The sequence below is a fragment of the Streptomyces sp. CB02923 genome, from assembly GCF_001905005.1.
GTDB lineage: Bacteria > Actinomycetota > Actinomycetes > Streptomycetales > Streptomycetaceae > Streptomyces.
Genome location: NZ_LWKZ01000023.1, coordinates 833,945 through 848,987, shown reverse-complemented (window position 1 = coordinate 848,987; position 15,043 = coordinate 833,945). Strand labels below are relative to the sequence as shown.

Below are 15,043 nucleotides of genomic sequence, written 5' to 3'. Positions count from 1 at the left end.
CATGCCCCGCGGGACACCCCCCACCCGCCGTGTCATGGCCCAGGTGGCCATGGTGATGAACCTCGACAAGTGCATCGGCTGCCACACCTGCTCGGTCACCTGCAAGCAGACCTGGACCAACCGCACCGGTACGGAATACGTGTGGTTCAACAACGTCGAGACCAGGCCCGGCCAGGGCTACCCCCGCGGCCATGAGGACCAGGACCGCTGGAAGGGCGGCTGGCGGCTCAAGGGCGGCCGGCTCGTCCCGCGCTCCGGCGGCCGCGCCCGACGGCTGGCCCGCCTGTTCGCCAACCCCGAGCTGCCCGCCCTGAGCGACTACTACGAACCCTGGACCTACGACTACGCGAACCTGACCACCGCGCCGCTCGGCGAGGACCTGCCCACCGCGCCGCCCCGCTCCCTCATCGACGGCCGCCCCACCGACATCACCTGGGGCCCCAACTGGGACGACGACCTCGGCGGCGGCCCCGACCAGCTGGCAGCCGACCCGGTGCTGCGGCAGATGAACGAGAAGGTGCGCCTGGAGTACGAGCAGGCGTTCATGTTCTACCTGCCCCGCATCTGCGAACACTGCCTCAACCCGTCCTGCGTGGCCGTGTGCCCCTCCGGCGCCCTCTACAAGCGCATCGAGGACGGCATCGTCCTCGTCGACCAGGACCGCTGCCGCGGCTGGCGCATGTGCGTGTCCGGCTGCCCGTACAAGAAGATCTACTTCAACCACCGGACCGGCAAGGCCGAGAAATGCACCCTCTGCTACCCGCGCATCGAAGCGGGCGAGCCCACCGTCTGCTCGGAGACCTGCGTGGGCAGGCTGCGCTACCTCGGCGTCGTCCTCTACGACCCCGACAAGGTCGGTGAAGCCGCCCGCGTCCCCGACGAGAAGGACCTCTACGAGGCCCAGCTCGGCTGCTTCCTCGACCCCTTCGACCCCGAGGTCGCCCGCGCCGCCGAGGCCTCCGGCATCCCGCACGACTGGGTCACCGCCGCCCGCCGCTCCCCCGTCCGCGCGCTGATCACCGACTACCGTGTCGCGCTGCCCCTGCACCCGGAGTACCGCACCATGCCCATGGTCTGGTACGTGCCGCCGCTGTCCCCCATCGTCGACTCCCTCACCCGCAGCGGCCACGACGGCGAGGACCCCGCCAACCTCTTCGGCGCCATCGACACCTTGCGCATCCCCCTGGACTACCTCGCCCACCTCTTCACCGCGGGCGACACCGCCCCCGTCGAAGCCGCCCTGTGCCGCCTGGCCGCCATGCGCACCTACATGCGCCGCATCAACCTCGGCGACCCCAGGGACCCCGCCATCGCCCAAGCCGTCGGCCTCGGCGGAGACGACATCGAGGCCATGTACCGGCTGCTCGCACTGGCCAAGTACGAGGACCGCTACGTCATCCCCACCAGCTACACCGGAACCCTCCCCCCGGACACGCTGGACGACGGATGCAGCCTCGACGGAAACGGCGGCCCGGGAATGTACGACGCCGGCCTGCCGGGCATGGACACCTTCCATACCCCGCCCGCCCCGGAACCGGTCGCAGCCGGTGACGGACTGCGCGGCCGTGTGAACCTCCTCAACTGGAACGGCCGGGGTACACCCCGCGGCCTGTTCCCCCGCCGCCGGGAGAGCGAACAATGACAGCCGTCCGCCCCGCCATCCACCAGGCGGCCTCCCTGCTCCTGACCTACCCCGACGGCGACTGGCCCGTACGGCTGGCCGCCGTCACCGATACGATGAGCCGGCTGCCCGGGGAGCCACCGGCCGCGCTGCTGCGCTTCTGCGCCTACGCCCGGACCGTACCGGCCCTGGACCTCGCAGCCCGCTACGTCCTCACCTTCGACCGCAGCCGACGCCGCACCCTGCACCTGACCTACTACACCGACGGCGACACCCGCCGCCGAGGCGCCTCCCTGGCCCGCCTCAAAGCCCTCTACCGTACCCACGGCTGGCAGCAGGGCGACGGCGAACTGCCCGACTTTCTGCCGGCCGCACTGGAATTCACCGCGCGCTGCCCCGAACCCGGCCTGCGCCTGCTGCGCGAGCACCGGCCCGCCCTCGACCTGCTCGCCCACGCGCTGGAGACGTATCGCAGCCCTTACGCCGAGGTCCTGCGCGCCGTGCGCGACACGCTGCCGGGCCCGGCGCCCGCCGACCGCGCCGCCGCCCTCGCTCTGGCGCGCGGCGGACCGCCGACCGAGAACGTGGGCCTCGACCCGTTTCCCGCCGATGGAGCGCCGAGCAGCGAAGGAGCCCGCAGGTGACCCACGTCCACATCGCGCTGTGGGGAGTACTGCCCTACCTCGTCCTGGCCGTGCTGGTCGCGGGCACCGCCTGGCGCTACCGCTACGACCGCTTCGGCTTCACCACCCGCTCCAGCCAGCTCCACGAATCCCGCCTGCTGCGCATCGGCGGGCCCCTCTTCCACTACGCCCTGTTCCTGGTCATCGGCGGGCACGTCATGGGCCTGCTCGTACCCGAAGCCCTCACCGAACGCCTGCACATCGGCGAACCCCTGTATCACCTGTCCGCCCTGGCCGTCGGCGGCTCGGCGGGCCTCGCCGCCGTCGCGGGCCTCGCCATCCTCCTCTTCCGCCGCCTCCGGGTGCCCGCCGTCCGGACCGCGACCAGCCGCAGCGACCGCCTGGTCCTCCCCCTGCTGATCACCGTCCTGCTGGCCGGGCTGCTGGCCACCGCCTCCTCCGTCAGCAACCCCTACGACTACCGGCTCGGCGTCTCGGTCTGGTTCCGCAGTCTCTTCGCCCTCGACCCCGACGTCGGTGCCATGGCCCAGGCCCCGTTCGTCTACCAACTGCACGCGCTGCTGGGGATGGCGCTGTTCGCCCTGTGGCCGTTCAGCCGCCTGATCCACGCCTTCACCGCGCCCCTCGGCTACCTCATCCGCCCCTACGTCATCTACCGCTCCCGCCGACGCGGCCCCTACCGCCCGGCCACGCCGTCCGGCACCCCGCACCAGGTACGTGCGGAAACACCGGCCCGGCCCCCGGAGCGACACCCGAGGTAAGCGCAGCCGCACCTCCGGGCCGACACCGCGTGTCTCACTCGTGCCCGAAGAAGTTGGAGTATCCATGGGCCACGAGGGCGCACTCAGCCGGAAGAGCTACCGGACCCGCGCGCGGGAAGGCATCGAGCGGCTCCCGCCGGGGTGTTTCGCCTGCGTCATGGCAGCGGGCATCGTCTCCAGGGCAGCCACCACCATCGGCGCGCGATCCCTGGCCCGTGTCCTGCTGATGCTGGGTGCGCTGCTCTACGCCGGACTCGTCGGCGCGACCGTCTGGCGGATCGCCGCGCACCGCAGCCGGGTGGCGCAGGACGCGGCCGACCCGGCCCGTGCCTTCGGGTTCTTCACGTTCGTGGCCGCATCCGACGTCCTGGCCGCCGGCCTCGCCGCAGGCCGCTGGCGCCCCCTCGCCATCGGCCTGCTGGCCGGTGGCGCCCTGTCCTGTGTGGCGCTGGTCCTGCGAACGGTCGTCACCGTGGTCCGGGCCCGGTCGGCGCGGCCCGACGGCAGCTGGTTCCTTGTCGTGGTCGGCCCGCAGTCGGTCGTCGTGGCCACCACAGAGATTCAGGCCGGGACCATGACGGCGGTGGCCGGGGCCTGCTGCTGGGCAGCGGGCGTCCTGGCGTACGTCACGATCACGTCGCTGGTCTGGATACGCCTGCGGCACCACGGTGTCACTCCGGCGGAGCTGACTCCGGTGTACTGGATCGCCATGGGAGCAGGAGCCATCAGCGTCCTGGCAGGTGCGAGCCTGCTGCTGTCCACCCCCTGGGGCGGGCCGGTCAGAACGGTGATCATCGTGGCGCTGACGGCCGTGTCGGGCTGGGCGACGGTGCTGATTCCGGTCCTGCTGGGCGCCGGAGCATGGCGGCACATCAGGCACCGCGTACCGCTGCGCTACGAACCGTCCTGGTGGTCGGCGGTCTTCCCGCTCGGCATGTACGCCGTGGCCACCCAGCAGGCGGGGCGGGCGACGGGTGCGGGCCTGTGGGAAACGGCAGGACGGACGGTGGCGTGGGCGGCAGTGGCCGCGTGGGCCCTGGTCGGCGCGGAGAGCCTGCGCCGCTACACCGGGTCCTGGTCCCGCACCAGTCGTTCGTAGCAGTCGTAGTTGCGCTGGGCGCAGATCTTGCCGTCACGGAACTCAAGGAAGACCGCGATACGGGCCCGCAACACGTGACCGGCAGGCAGGCTCCCCATCGGGGTGGCGAGGGTTCCGGTCCACGTCACCTCCACGGCTACCTGGTCACCGGCCGCGACCGCGTTGTGCACCTCGAACCGCTGGTGTCCGAGCAGTGCCCGGCCCCGCTCGGCGCTCTCCAGTACGTCGGACAGGTCGCGTCGGACGCCATCGGGGAACAGCGCGTTGGGGAACTCCTCCTGCACCACGCACGCGTGGAAGTAGCGGGCGAGTTCCTCGCCCACGGCGCCTCGGGCGACCGCCTCGTGGTAGCGGACGGCTGTTTCGACATGGGGGTGCTGTGGCAGACCCGGCATATCCGGCAGGGTAGTTGAGCCTGCCCGGTTCTTGAAGCTGCCGCAGCGGCAGCCTCTACCGTCCTGAACAGGGCGGGAGATTCCGGCCCGGTGAAGCGCGTGTGAGGGAGGCGGCGATGGCCTGGCCGATCGCGGAGGTCGCCCGGATGTCGGGTGTGACGGCCCGGACGCTACGGCACTACGACGCCATCGACCTGCTGTCGCCGGCCTGGATCGGGGACAACGGCCACCGCTACTACGAGGAGCGCCAACTGCTGCGTCTGCAGCAGGTTCTCGTGCTGCGGGCGCTGGGACTGGGCCTGCCCGAGATCGGCCGGGTCCTGGCCGCGCAGGTCGACGAGCTGGAGGCGCTGCGGGGTCATCACCGTCGGCTGCTCGCCGAGCGCGACCGGCTGGATGCCCTGGCCGGCACCGTCGCCCGCACGATCACCGAACTGGAGCAGTCCAGAAAGGACGGCACCGACATGATCAGCATCAGCCGGCCGGAGAACCTGTTCGAGGGCATCCGGTCTGCCCAGTGCATGAAGGCCCTGCACGGTTTCCCGGAGCTGGCCGGGGCCGTCGAACGGCACACCGAGGCGTTGAGCGAGGCCGAGAGCGAGGCCGACGAGCGCGAGCGCACGGCGCAGATGATCCGGCTGGCCGAGCTGTTGGCCGCGGGCCTGCCCGCTGACGCCGACGCGGTGCAGGCCGAGATCGACACCCAGTACCGGACGCTGGCCCGCATCCGGGCAGCCACCGGTGAGGAGTACCGCGCGATCGGGCGTACCTGCGTGGAGAACGAGCACTGGCGCGCGGTGTACGAGGCGGTCGCGCCGGGCCTGGCCGCGTACCAGCGGGCCGCCATCGAGGCGTACGCCGCGACTCGGCTGCGCTGAGCCGGGGGCCGCCGTCACGGGGGTGCGGCGGCCCTGCCGGGCCGGGCCCTTTGCCGGTACGGCCGGCAAAGGGCCCGCAGCCGGCTGTCGAGGAACGGCCGCCTGTCACGTTCGCGGCTCTCAGTCGATGCAGAACTCGTTGCCCTCGATGTCCAGCATCGGGATGCACGAATCGGTGCCGTCATACAGCGTCTGTACGTATACCGCTCCGAGCGGAACCAGTCGTTCGCGCTCGGCCTCAAGGGCGGCGAGGCGCTCTTCACCGACGAGCCCGGTGCCGACCCGCACGTCGAGGTGTACCCGGTTCTTGACGGCCTTGCCTTCGGGGACGCGCTGGAAGTACAGCCGCGGGCCCACGCCTGAAGGGTCGACGCAGGCGCACCACGCGTCCTGCTGCTCAGGCGGCTGGGAACGCCGGTAATCGTCCCACGTGGCGAAGCCCTGCGGCGGCGACACAACGTACCCCAGCACCTCGCACCAGAAACGAGCCAGGCGCTCCGGTTCCGCGCAGTCGAAGGTGACTTGGAACTTCTTGATCGGCATCACGGGGTCACCGTATGCGCACGTGCTCCTCGGCGAAAGCCTCACGGCTCACCGCGTACCGACATCGTGAGTGGTGCCGTCGGCGATGGCCCGGAGTTTGTCCGGGTTGGCCATGTTGTGGATGGCGGTGATGCGGCCGTCGGCGTCGAAGTCGAAGGTGACCGTGGCGATCACCCGGTCCGGAGCGCTGAAGAGGATGCCCGGTCCGCCGTTGATCCCGACGAGTTCGGCGCGCATGTCGGCCGGCTCGACGCCCTGGTACGTGACCGTGCCGATGGCCGCGAACCAGCCGGCCACCGTGTGCGCGCCCACCACCGGGCGCAGGGCCTGGCGGACCTTGCCGCCGCCGTCGGTCCACAGGGTGACGTCCGGGGACAGCAGCTCCATGAGGGTGTTGATGTCGCCACCGGTCGCGGCGGCGAAGAACCGCTCGGTGGCCTGCCGCTGCCGCGACCGGTCGGCCGTGAAGCGCGGCCGCCGGGCCCGCACGTGCTCGCGGGCACGGTGCGCGGCCTGCCGGACCGCGGCTTCGGAGCGCTCCACCGCCTCCGCGATTTCTGCATGGCTGAAGCCGAAGACCTCCCTCAGCACGAACACGGCGCGCTCCAGCGGGCTCAGCGTCTCCAGTACCACCAGCATCGCCATGGACACCGACTCGGCGTCCGTGACGGCCTCGGCGGCGTCCCCGCCGGTGAGGATGGGCTCCGGCAGCCACGGCCCGACGTAGGTCTCACGCTGGTGCCACGCGGACCGCAGCCGTTCCAGCGCCAGGTTCGACACGATCCGCGCCAGATACGCCTTGGGGTCGCTCACCTGCGAGCGGTCGGCGGCCGACCACTTGATCCAGGCGTCCTGGACCGCGTCCTCGGCGTCGGCCGCGCTGCCGAGGACGCGGTACGCCACCGAGAACAGCAGGGTCCGATGCCGCTGGAACACCTGCTGGTCGGCGTCCGCGGCCAGGTACGTCACCGCGCCTCCCGGACGATGCGGGTGAAGCGGCCGCCGCGGGGCCAGAACGCGCCCGAGGCGGGCATCTTCTTCATACGGCCGTAGGTCGGCCAGGGCGAGGCAGTCACCGTCTCCTTATACCGGGCCGCCGTACGGCCGGTCAGATGAATGCGCCGCGGGCTGTCGTCGGGGCGGGTGAACTGCACCACCGCGTCGTGCCGCCCCAGGCTCACCGGCGTGTGGTAGTAGCCGAAGCGGAACGGCCTGGGCTGCTTGCCCTTCAGCGCGCGGACGATCGACACCGCGGCGTGCACACCGGTCGGCATGCCGCCCTGGCAGGTGCCGTGCATGACTCCGTAGCCCTGGCGGACCGCGGCCGCGTCGCCCACCGCGTACACGCCCGGGTGCGACACCGACCGCAGTGCGGCATCGGTGACGATGCGGCCGCGCTCGTCGACGGTCAGCCCGGCGGCGGCCGCCAGCGGCGACACCCGCGTACCGCTGGTCCACACCACCACATCGGCGGCGATGCTCTCTCCGCCCGCCAGCTCGACCCCGCCGGGCAGCACCTTCGCCACCTCGATCCCGCTGCGCAGCTGGACACCCAGCCGTTCGAGCGCATTGTGCAGATACGCCTTGGCCTTCGCATTCATGGCCGCACCGGGCTCGGCCCGGCCCAGCAGCACGACGTTCAGCTCCGGGTGCTGCTCGGCGATCTCCGCGGCCGTCTCGACGCCGGTCAGTCCGCTGCCGCCGACCACCACCGTGCCGCTGTCGAGCAGCGCCAGCCGACCGGCCAGCACCTCGGCGTCCCGGGCACTGTCCAGGGAGTACGCGTGCCCCTCGGCTCCGGGCACCGCCACCGTGTCGGCCACGCTGCCCAACCCGTACACCAGCGTGCCGTAGTGCAGAACCCGGTCGTCGTCGATCCGCACCGTCTTCGCGTCCGCATCCACCGCCGTCACCCAGCCGCGCTCGAACCGCGCGCCCGTGCCCTCCAGCAGCTCCGGGATGCTCAGCTCGGCGAGCTGCTGTCCGGTCGCCGTCATGTGCAGCCGCAGCCGCTCGGTGAACCGCTCCTGCGCATTGACCAGGGTCACCTGCACGTCCTCACGCCGACCGGCCCGAGCCGCGAGCTGCGTCGCGGCGGCCGTGCCCGCGTAACCCGCCCCCAGGATCAGAACGCGGTGGGTGGTCGCCCGGCCGGCTTCGTGCTGTGTGCTCATCGCTTCGCCCGTCTCTGTATCCGCTGCGCGTTGTTGACGACCACCAGATGGAGGGAGCCGCCCCGTCCGTGACACGAGGCCGGTGTGATGCGCGACACAGCCTGCCCGGCGGCGGGATGCCCGGCCGGTACGGCGATGTCTCCCCGCGCGATCTGCCGGATTCCGGCAGGTGAAACGCCGCGGTCCGGTGGTGGCCGGACCGCGGCGCGGACATGACCGGCGGGATCAGCTGCCGGTGAGGCTGATGGCCAGGTCCGTGATCTCCAGCGGGAACTGCTCGATGGCCGTGGCTTGGCCGGTGAAGACGTTGACGCTGTACAGCGACGAGGTGCTGGCGCCGTACGGGGTGAGGGTCGCGAAGGCGGCGTTGTCGACCGTCTTCCCCTTCGACAGCGTGCTGTAGATGTCCAGGCCGGCGTTGAGCCCGGCGTCGACGCCGAGGCTGCCGGTCGGGACGAGCGTGCCGCTGTTGGCCGGGGACTGGAGGACGACCTGGTCGCTGAGCGTGTTGATGTCGGCCAGGGTGGTCGCCGTGGCCGCATCGACGTCGTTGTTCGTGTACGCGGCGGCGGTGACGCCCTTGGTCGCGCCCTCGTCCGGCGGGGTGTTGAGGTTCTGGTCCTGGACGGTCGTGTGGTTGTTGAGGTTGTGCCGCAGGTTCTGGCCGTTGTCGCTGATCACGCGGAGCCGGTCGGCCGCCGGGTTGAAGTCGACGCCGAACGCCGTGCCGCGCAGGTCGTACTGGAGCTGGGACACCTTGGTGACCACGACTTCCTTGGTGGCCGGCGGGGTCTTGATCGTGTAGATGCCGCCCTTGTTGCCGACCCCGTACAGCAGGCCGTCCTGCACGCGGAAGTCGATCCCGATCAGGCTCGTGTCGCCGCTGAGGCCGGTGACGGCCTTGACCCAGCCGAGGATGTCCGGCCGGTCGGTCGTGAACGAGGCCATCAGCTTGCCGTTGGCGCTGATCCCGAACGCATTCAGGCTGGGGGTGGCCGGCGCAGCCGAACCGCTGCCCGGTACGCCGAACATGAGCGTTGCCGACGTGACCATGACCACGCCTGCCGCCATGATTCTCTTTTTCGCGTTTGCTTTCATCGGAGCATCCCTCCGGTTTGGGCGGGCACCGTCGCGCGGCGCCTGGTCGAGAATTCCCGCACATCCGCCCGTACCGATTACCAAAGTCATATCGGAGTCGCGCTCAGAATGACTGCCGCGGCGTTCCCCACGGGCGTGTACGTGGCTCTCATTAAGGCCACTTCACGGCTCCTCCACAAGCGGAAGAGATGACGAGAACGCCCCGATCCGGGAATTTTGCGCACTGTGACAAAGGTCTGGTCGATATACTTGCCGCCGTTTTATGCGCAGTGACGAACGCCGTCCGGATCCCGCCTGTCGGCCGGTTCGCTCGGGCGGGCATGCTCGTGCCCGTGGGGAGCCTTTTCGTCGAACTGGCCCGGCAGGTATCGACCAACGCCCGCCGGGAGGTCGAGGCGTACGCGCGCGAGATCCCGGAGTTCGGATTCCTGGACAAGGACCCCCGGGCACGGGCCAGGACGCTGGAGCACGCCCTGTGGCTCCGGCACCGGACCGTCGAACTGTCGCCGGACAACAGCGCGTTGTCCCTCGACGATCTCAGCCACATCGCATCGATGGGGGAGCTGCGGGCCACGGCGGGAATGTCGCTCGACACGCGGCAGCGGGTCCTGTGGCTGCACACCGCGCTCATGCTGCGCGAGATCAACGAGGCGACCGAGGCCCAGCGCGGCAGCGGTGTCGAGGAACTCATGCGCATGATGCACTGGTTCGCCCCGCAGGGTGAACGCGGCATCGGCGCCTACCGCCAGGGATTCGTACGGGGACTGCGGCGCCGGATGCGGTATGTCGAGCAGGTCTCCCTGCTGACCCGGTCACTGCTGAACGGAGATCCCATTTCGCTGGAACTCGCCTCTGCCGTCGGCATCGAGCTGCCGCATTACTGGGCGGTGACGATATTCCGGATGCCGAACCGCCCCGCCGAAGATCGGTTCCTGGAAAACGAGATCGAGACATTGGTGAAAAGTTACCGGGTACCCGTCATGTGGGGCCCGGAGGACGGAGACGGAAGCGGTGAGCTGATTGCTCTGATTCCTCTGATTTCCGGCACGGCGGGAGCGGAAACCGAACCTCCGCATACCGTTCTCGACCTCATACCCGATCTCGCCCCCGACCATTTGTTCCAGCTCGTACAGGACTTCGCCCAGGCCCTCGGCCGGCCCTGCGCCGTCGGCACCGCCACCGCACCGCTGCCCGAACTGGCCGACGCCCTCGACCGGGCCCGGCAGATCAGCCGGGCCGCCCCGCTGAGCCGGGCGTCCGCCCGGCTCCGGCCGCACACCCTGGCCGATGTGTTCGTCGAACTCGCCGTCGTGGACGTGCCGTTCGCCGACGCATGGCTGCGCGACGTGGCCCGGCGACTGGACTCCGGCCCGGACCTGCTCGTCACCCTCGACGCGTACTACCGCCACGACATGCACCGCGGCGCCACGGCGACCGCCCTCAACGTCCACACCCGCACCCTGGACTACCGCCTCCGCCGGGTACGGGAACTCACCGGCATCGACCCCGGCTCGACGCGGGGCGTGCGCACGCTCAGCGCGGTCGTCACCCGGCGCCTCTCGGGAGCGTGGCGCTGAACCCCACCGCTCCACACATGCCGATCAGTGTTTGCAGCCGCCACGAAGGAACCATGCCGTGCCGTGGGGGCGGCTGAAGCGCGCGAAAAGAACAAGACTGCCGTCGGAAAGCCGACTGCGGGACCCTGGCCGCACCACCCCACGGCAGGAGACCGCAGATGACGATGCCATCGGGTTCCCCCGCACCCCTGCACCTCGCGGGCAACAACGCGCCGATCGCGGCCGAGGTCACCCACCGGCCGAGCGCGGTGACCGGCACCGTTCCCAAGGAGCTGTGCGGCCAGTACTTCCGCAACGGGCCCAACCCGCGCACCGGCTGGTCGCCCCACTTCTTCGCCGGCGACGGCATGATCCACACCATCGCGCTGGCCGACGGCCGCGCCGCCTGGTACCGCAACCGGTACGTGCGCACCCCGCTGTACGCGGCGCCGGGCGCCTCCCGCCTCGCCCTCGCCTTCGATCCGGCCACCTCACGGATCGACTACCGCGTCACCACGGCCAACACCCACCTGATCGCCCATGCCGGCCGGCTCTTCGCCCTCGAAGAAGGCGGCTTCCCCTACGAAGTCACCCCCGACCTGGCGACCCTCGGGGTCTTCACCTTCGACGGGGCGCTCACCACCCCCATGACCGCCCACCCCAAGACCTGCCCCCGCACCGGGGAGCTGCACTTCTTCGGCTACCGCCTCCGGCCGCCGTACCTGACCTACTACCGGGCCTCCGCAGCGGGCGAAGTGCTCCAGAAGCAGACCGTGGACCTGCCGCGGGCGGTCATGATGCACGACTTCGCCCTCACCGCCCGCCACGTCGTCTTCATGGATCTGCCCGTCGTCTTCGACGCCGACCGGGCTGCCACGGGCGGCCCGCCCTGGCGGTGGGACGACGGACACCGCGCCCGCTTCGGCATCCTGCCCCGGGCCGAGGAGGACGCCTGCGTACGGTGGTTCGACATCGCGCCCTGCTACGTCTGGCACACGATGAACGCCTTCGAGAGCGACGGAACGATCACCCTCACCGGCACCCGCGTCCCGGCCCTGTGGCGCCAGGGGCCACAGGACCTCAGCGGGGGCCTGCCCGCCCTCCACCAGTGGGTGCTCCACCTGGCCACCGGCAAGGTCACCGAAACCCCGCTGGACGACACGCCCAGCGAATACCCCCGCATCGCCGACACCGGTATCGGCCTGCCCCACCGCTATGGCTACACCGCCGGATTCACCCTCGACGCCGAGCCCCGGCACACCGAGATCCACAAGTACGACCTGGCCCGCGGTGCCCTGCGCAGCACCCACCGCTTCCCCGCCGGCCACCTCTGCGGAGAGCCCGTCTTCGTCCCCCGCTCCCCCGCCACCCCCGGTCAGGAAGACGACGGTTATCTCCTGACGTTCGCCCACGACCGCTCCCGCGGCACCGGCTACCTGGCCATCCTGGACGCCGCCGACGTCAGCGCCGCCCCGGTCGCCGAGATCCACGTCCCCGTCCGCATACCGGCGGGCTTCCACGGCAACTGGATACCCGGCACCCCGAACGACACAGCACCCCGGAGCCGGGACGGCCGACAGCCGGATTGAGACGGCACGTGCGCGGCTGCGCACGCACGCAGCCGCCGAGAACGAAGCCGACAACGCCGCCGCAGCCGGTCACTGCTGGTCATGCGCGTCAGCCGCGCAGGGCCGCGATTCCGTCGTAGGCGGACATCACGACCTCCAGCCCGCGGTTGTCGTCCCCGGGCTCGCGCATCTGGTTCGTCACGTACGCCACCACCATGCGGGCGTCGGGGTCGATCATGACCATCGAGCCGCCCCAACCGCCCCAGCCGTAGGTGCTGCCGAACAGGCCGTACCCCAGGCCGTAGCGCATCGACATGCCCAGGATGCGGTCCTCGCCGCGGAACTGTTCCTGCCACGCACGGTCACAGCCCGCCTGCGACAGCAGCCGTACACCGCGCACCGTTCCCCCGCACGCCATCACCGACTGCACGAGAGCGACCGAGCGGGCATTGCCGAATCCGCTCGCCGCGGGGATCTGCGCGCGGCGCCAGGCGACGCTGTTCCCGTCACGGACCCGGATCCCGGTCCCGGCGGCGGAGGCCGCGGCTTTGCCGGGCGCGCTCGCGAGGTGGTCCTCGTCCCGCGACGGCGGCGGGACCGAGAGCGCGACCCGGTGGTCGTGCTCGGCGGACAGCCCGATGCGGAAGTCCGCGCCCAGCGGCCCGGCCACCTCGTCGGCGAAGAACTCGCCCACGCTGCGGCCCGTGATCCGGCGCACCACCTCGCCCACGAGGAATCCCTGGGTCAGCGAGTGGTACCCGGCCGCGGTGCCCGGCTCCCACTGCGGAGCCTGCGCGGCGAGCCGCGCCGTGGCGGCCGGCCAGTCGTACAGCTCCTCGACCGGCCCTTCCCAGTGGGGCAGGCCCGCGGTGTGCGCCAGCAGGTGCCGCACCAGCACCCCGTCCTTGCCCGCCGCGGCGAACTCCGGCCAGTACCGGGCCACCGGCACGTCCGGGTCGAGGTCGCCGCGGTCGGCCAGGACGAGGGCGCACAGCGCCGTCATCGTCTTGGTGACGGACCACACGCCTGCGATCGTGTCGCGCTGCCACAAGACCGTGCGGTCCGCGTCGGCGAATCCTCCCCAGACATCCACCACCGGCTCGCCGTCGACGAAGACCGCCGCCGAGGCGCCCGCGTCTCCGGCGTCCAGCAACGCGGCCAGCACGCCGGGTACCGCGGTGAACAGATCGTCGTAGAAACCCTGAATCTCGGCCATACGCGGAAGCTATCCCGCACCGGAGCGGCCCGGTCAACCGAATTCCCGGCGGGACGGCTCGAAATGCCTGCCCGAGGTCATGGAGACGGCCTGACCACAGGCGATTCATGCAGACCTGAGTCCTTCATCTGATGCGGGCTTCATTGCGCTATACGGCCGGGAAAGGCTGAGACGATATGCCCAAGACAGTTCCCCTGTCTTCGCGGGCGAGGCGTACGGCTAAAAGCACCTGCGGAGGTGCTTCCCCGGGGCGGAGTATTCTCCCGCATCGCCCGCCTCGCACACATCTCCCGCAACGGCGTCGAATCTTCCCGCCGGCCATGGCCAGGCCGGCTCCCCCTGCGGCACAGGCTCCTCGTGTGCCACAGACCTCCGTTGACGTTGATCCGTAAGCCGAAGGCGGTGGAGCCGACGGGAGCGGATGGCGCCTTTCCCTCCCTCGGCGGAGCACCGGCTTGACGCCGGCGGCCGGGGTCCTGAGAGTACGCCCGACAGCCTTCGACCGAGGAGGTTCCATGACCAACCGCATTGATCAACCACGTAAGCTCGACCTGGTCGGCAACCCGGTACAGATCGGCGGTATCGGCACCGGCTTCGAGGCCACCCTGCAGTACCGTGTCGGCGACGGGCACGACGAGGTCAGCGGCCATTTCAATGTCGGGGGTGGCTCCGGGGAACACGGACAGTTCCAGGTTCAGGCCGACGTCGCGCGCGCCGCCTTCAAGCTCGACCGGCTGCTGGTCCAGGTCTTCGAAATCAGCCCCAAGGACGGCAGCGAAATCAATCTCGTGTCCGTACCGGTGATTTACGGTCCGCGTATCGTCCGTGGTTACTACGGATACCGCGAGCACACGGTGGTGAAGGGCGACACCTTGTCGTCCATCTCCAAGGCGTTCTACGGTGACCCGTCCCTGTACCAGCGCATCGTCCGGGCGAACCCGGATCAGATAGCGGACCCGGACAAGATCATTCCGGGTCAGGTGCTCCGCATTCCGATCGGGTCCTGACACCGGCGGGCTGTAGGCGGGTGACTGCTCGCACAGCGCTCGCCCGCCTTGTCCGGCCCCTGCTCCGCCGCCCCCGGCCCACCCTCAGGGCCGGGGGCGATCCGTTTGCTCCGGGGGCCGTTCGGCCCCTTCCCCATCGCCTCCCCCGGCTGTGCACTTGCCGTGACGTGAGTGAGACGGCACTTCGAGACCTCGATCACCGACGGTCCGGTGCTTCCGCCGCGAGGAGGCAACGCCATGGACATGACCGATTTACCAACTTGCCGTCTGCGTCAGCATGCTGACGACTCCTCAGTAACAGGATCGCGATCCGGGCCCCAGCGCCAGGACGCCTCCCGGACGCCGGTACCGGCAGCCCCGTCAACTCCCGTCATCCCAGGTCACACGGCGCACCGTCGCCGTCAAGGCCCCGTAGGCGGTCACAGACCGGTAGGTCCCCTTCCGCACCTTGGGCACAAATTCCACACATCACCCCTCTTCTTA

14 protein-coding genes are annotated in these 15,043 nt (G+C 70.6%); 8 read left to right on the top strand and 6 right to left on the bottom strand.

The window, feature by feature from the left end:
• The first annotated feature begins 1 nt into the window (after window position 1).
• The 4 genes from narH (at window position 2) to A6A06_RS21825 (ending at window position 4,125) form a co-directional block, all read left to right on the top strand.
• Entirely contained in the window at window positions 2-1,642 is a 1,641-nt protein-coding gene (narH, locus tag A6A06_RS21840) for a nitrate reductase subunit beta (protein ID WP_073762948.1), read from the top strand.
• Window positions 1,639-2,265, top strand: a complete 627-nt coding sequence (gene narJ / locus A6A06_RS21835) for a nitrate reductase molybdenum cofactor assembly chaperone (protein WP_073762947.1) — start codon at window positions 1,639-1,641, stop codon at window positions 2,263-2,265. The genes narH and narJ overlap by 4 nt, the downstream gene beginning before the upstream one ends.
• On the top strand, window positions 2,262-3,026 hold the full coding sequence (gene narI, locus A6A06_RS21830) for a respiratory nitrate reductase subunit gamma (protein WP_079194204.1): 765 nt from the start codon (window positions 2,262-2,264) through the stop codon (window positions 3,024-3,026). The genes narJ and narI overlap by 4 nt, the downstream gene beginning before the upstream one ends.
• A 64-nt stretch (window positions 3,027-3,090) precedes the next feature.
• Window positions 3,091-4,125: a tellurite resistance/C4-dicarboxylate transporter family protein gene (locus A6A06_RS21825; protein ID WP_073762946.1), complete on the top strand. Its 1,035-nt coding sequence runs from the start codon at window positions 3,091-3,093 to the stop codon at window positions 4,123-4,125.
• Here A6A06_RS21825 and A6A06_RS21820 read toward each other — a convergent pair.
• The gene (locus A6A06_RS21820) at window positions 4,089-4,520 is read right to left on the bottom strand and encodes a nuclear transport factor 2 family protein (protein WP_073762945.1); all 432 of its coding nucleotides are present in this window, start codon (window positions 4,518-4,520) and stop codon (window positions 4,089-4,091) included. The genes A6A06_RS21825 and A6A06_RS21820 overlap by 37 nt on opposite strands.
• Window positions 4,521-4,636: 116 nt before the next feature.
• On the opposite strand from A6A06_RS21820, the gene A6A06_RS21815 reads away from it, so the two are divergent.
• Window positions 4,637-5,398, top strand: coding sequence for a MerR family transcriptional regulator (locus tag A6A06_RS21815; protein WP_073762944.1), 762 nt, complete (start codon window positions 4,637-4,639; stop codon window positions 5,396-5,398).
• 120 nt (window positions 5,399-5,518) lie between these two features.
• Here A6A06_RS21815 and A6A06_RS21810 read toward each other — a convergent pair whose 3' ends face one another.
• From A6A06_RS21810 to A6A06_RS21795, 4 genes are all read right to left on the bottom strand, one after another.
• Window positions 5,519-5,941 (bottom strand): VOC family protein, encoded by a 423-nt coding sequence (locus A6A06_RS21810; RefSeq protein WP_073762943.1) that lies wholly within the window; start codon window positions 5,939-5,941, stop codon window positions 5,519-5,521.
• A 48-nt stretch (window positions 5,942-5,989) separates the two neighbouring features.
• Window positions 5,990-6,910 carry an RNA polymerase sigma-70 factor gene (locus tag A6A06_RS21805; RefSeq protein WP_073762942.1) on the bottom strand — a complete coding sequence of 307 codons (921 nt, stop codon included), beginning with the start codon at window positions 6,908-6,910 and terminating at the stop codon, window positions 5,990-5,992.
• On the bottom strand, window positions 6,907-8,115 hold the full coding sequence (locus A6A06_RS21800; protein WP_073762941.1) for an NAD(P)/FAD-dependent oxidoreductase: 1,209 nt from the start codon (window positions 8,113-8,115) through the stop codon (window positions 6,907-6,909). The genes A6A06_RS21805 and A6A06_RS21800 overlap by 4 nt, the downstream gene beginning before the upstream one ends.
• A 225-nt stretch (window positions 8,116-8,340) precedes the next feature.
• Window positions 8,341-9,186, bottom strand: coding sequence for a DUF4394 domain-containing protein (locus tag A6A06_RS21795; RefSeq protein ID WP_073762940.1), 846 nt, complete (start codon window positions 9,184-9,186; stop codon window positions 8,341-8,343).
• A gap of 359 nt (window positions 9,187-9,545) precedes the next feature.
• On the opposite strand from A6A06_RS21795, the gene A6A06_RS21790 reads away from it, so the two are divergent.
• Window positions 9,546-10,790 carry a PucR family transcriptional regulator gene (locus A6A06_RS21790; protein ID WP_242440866.1) on the top strand — a complete coding sequence of 415 codons (1,245 nt, stop codon included), beginning with the start codon at window positions 9,546-9,548 and terminating at the stop codon, window positions 10,788-10,790.
• A 158-nt stretch (window positions 10,791-10,948) separates the two neighbouring features.
• Window positions 10,949-12,358 (top strand): carotenoid oxygenase family protein, encoded by a 1,410-nt coding sequence (locus tag A6A06_RS21785; protein ID WP_079194203.1) that lies wholly within the window; start codon window positions 10,949-10,951, stop codon window positions 12,356-12,358.
• A gap of 88 nt (window positions 12,359-12,446) precedes the next feature.
• Here the strand turns inward: A6A06_RS21785 and A6A06_RS21780 are convergent, their stop codons facing one another.
• On the bottom strand, window positions 12,447-13,553 hold the full coding sequence (locus A6A06_RS21780; protein ID WP_073762938.1) for a serine hydrolase domain-containing protein: 1,107 nt from the start codon (window positions 13,551-13,553) through the stop codon (window positions 12,447-12,449).
• A gap of 515 nt (window positions 13,554-14,068) precedes the next feature.
• On the opposite strand from A6A06_RS21780, the gene A6A06_RS43540 reads away from it, so the two are divergent.
• Window positions 14,069-14,560: a Gmad2 immunoglobulin-like domain-containing protein gene (locus A6A06_RS43540; protein WP_073762937.1), complete on the top strand. Its 492-nt coding sequence runs from the start codon at window positions 14,069-14,071 to the stop codon at window positions 14,558-14,560.
• Window positions 14,561-15,043 lie beyond the last annotated feature (483 nt).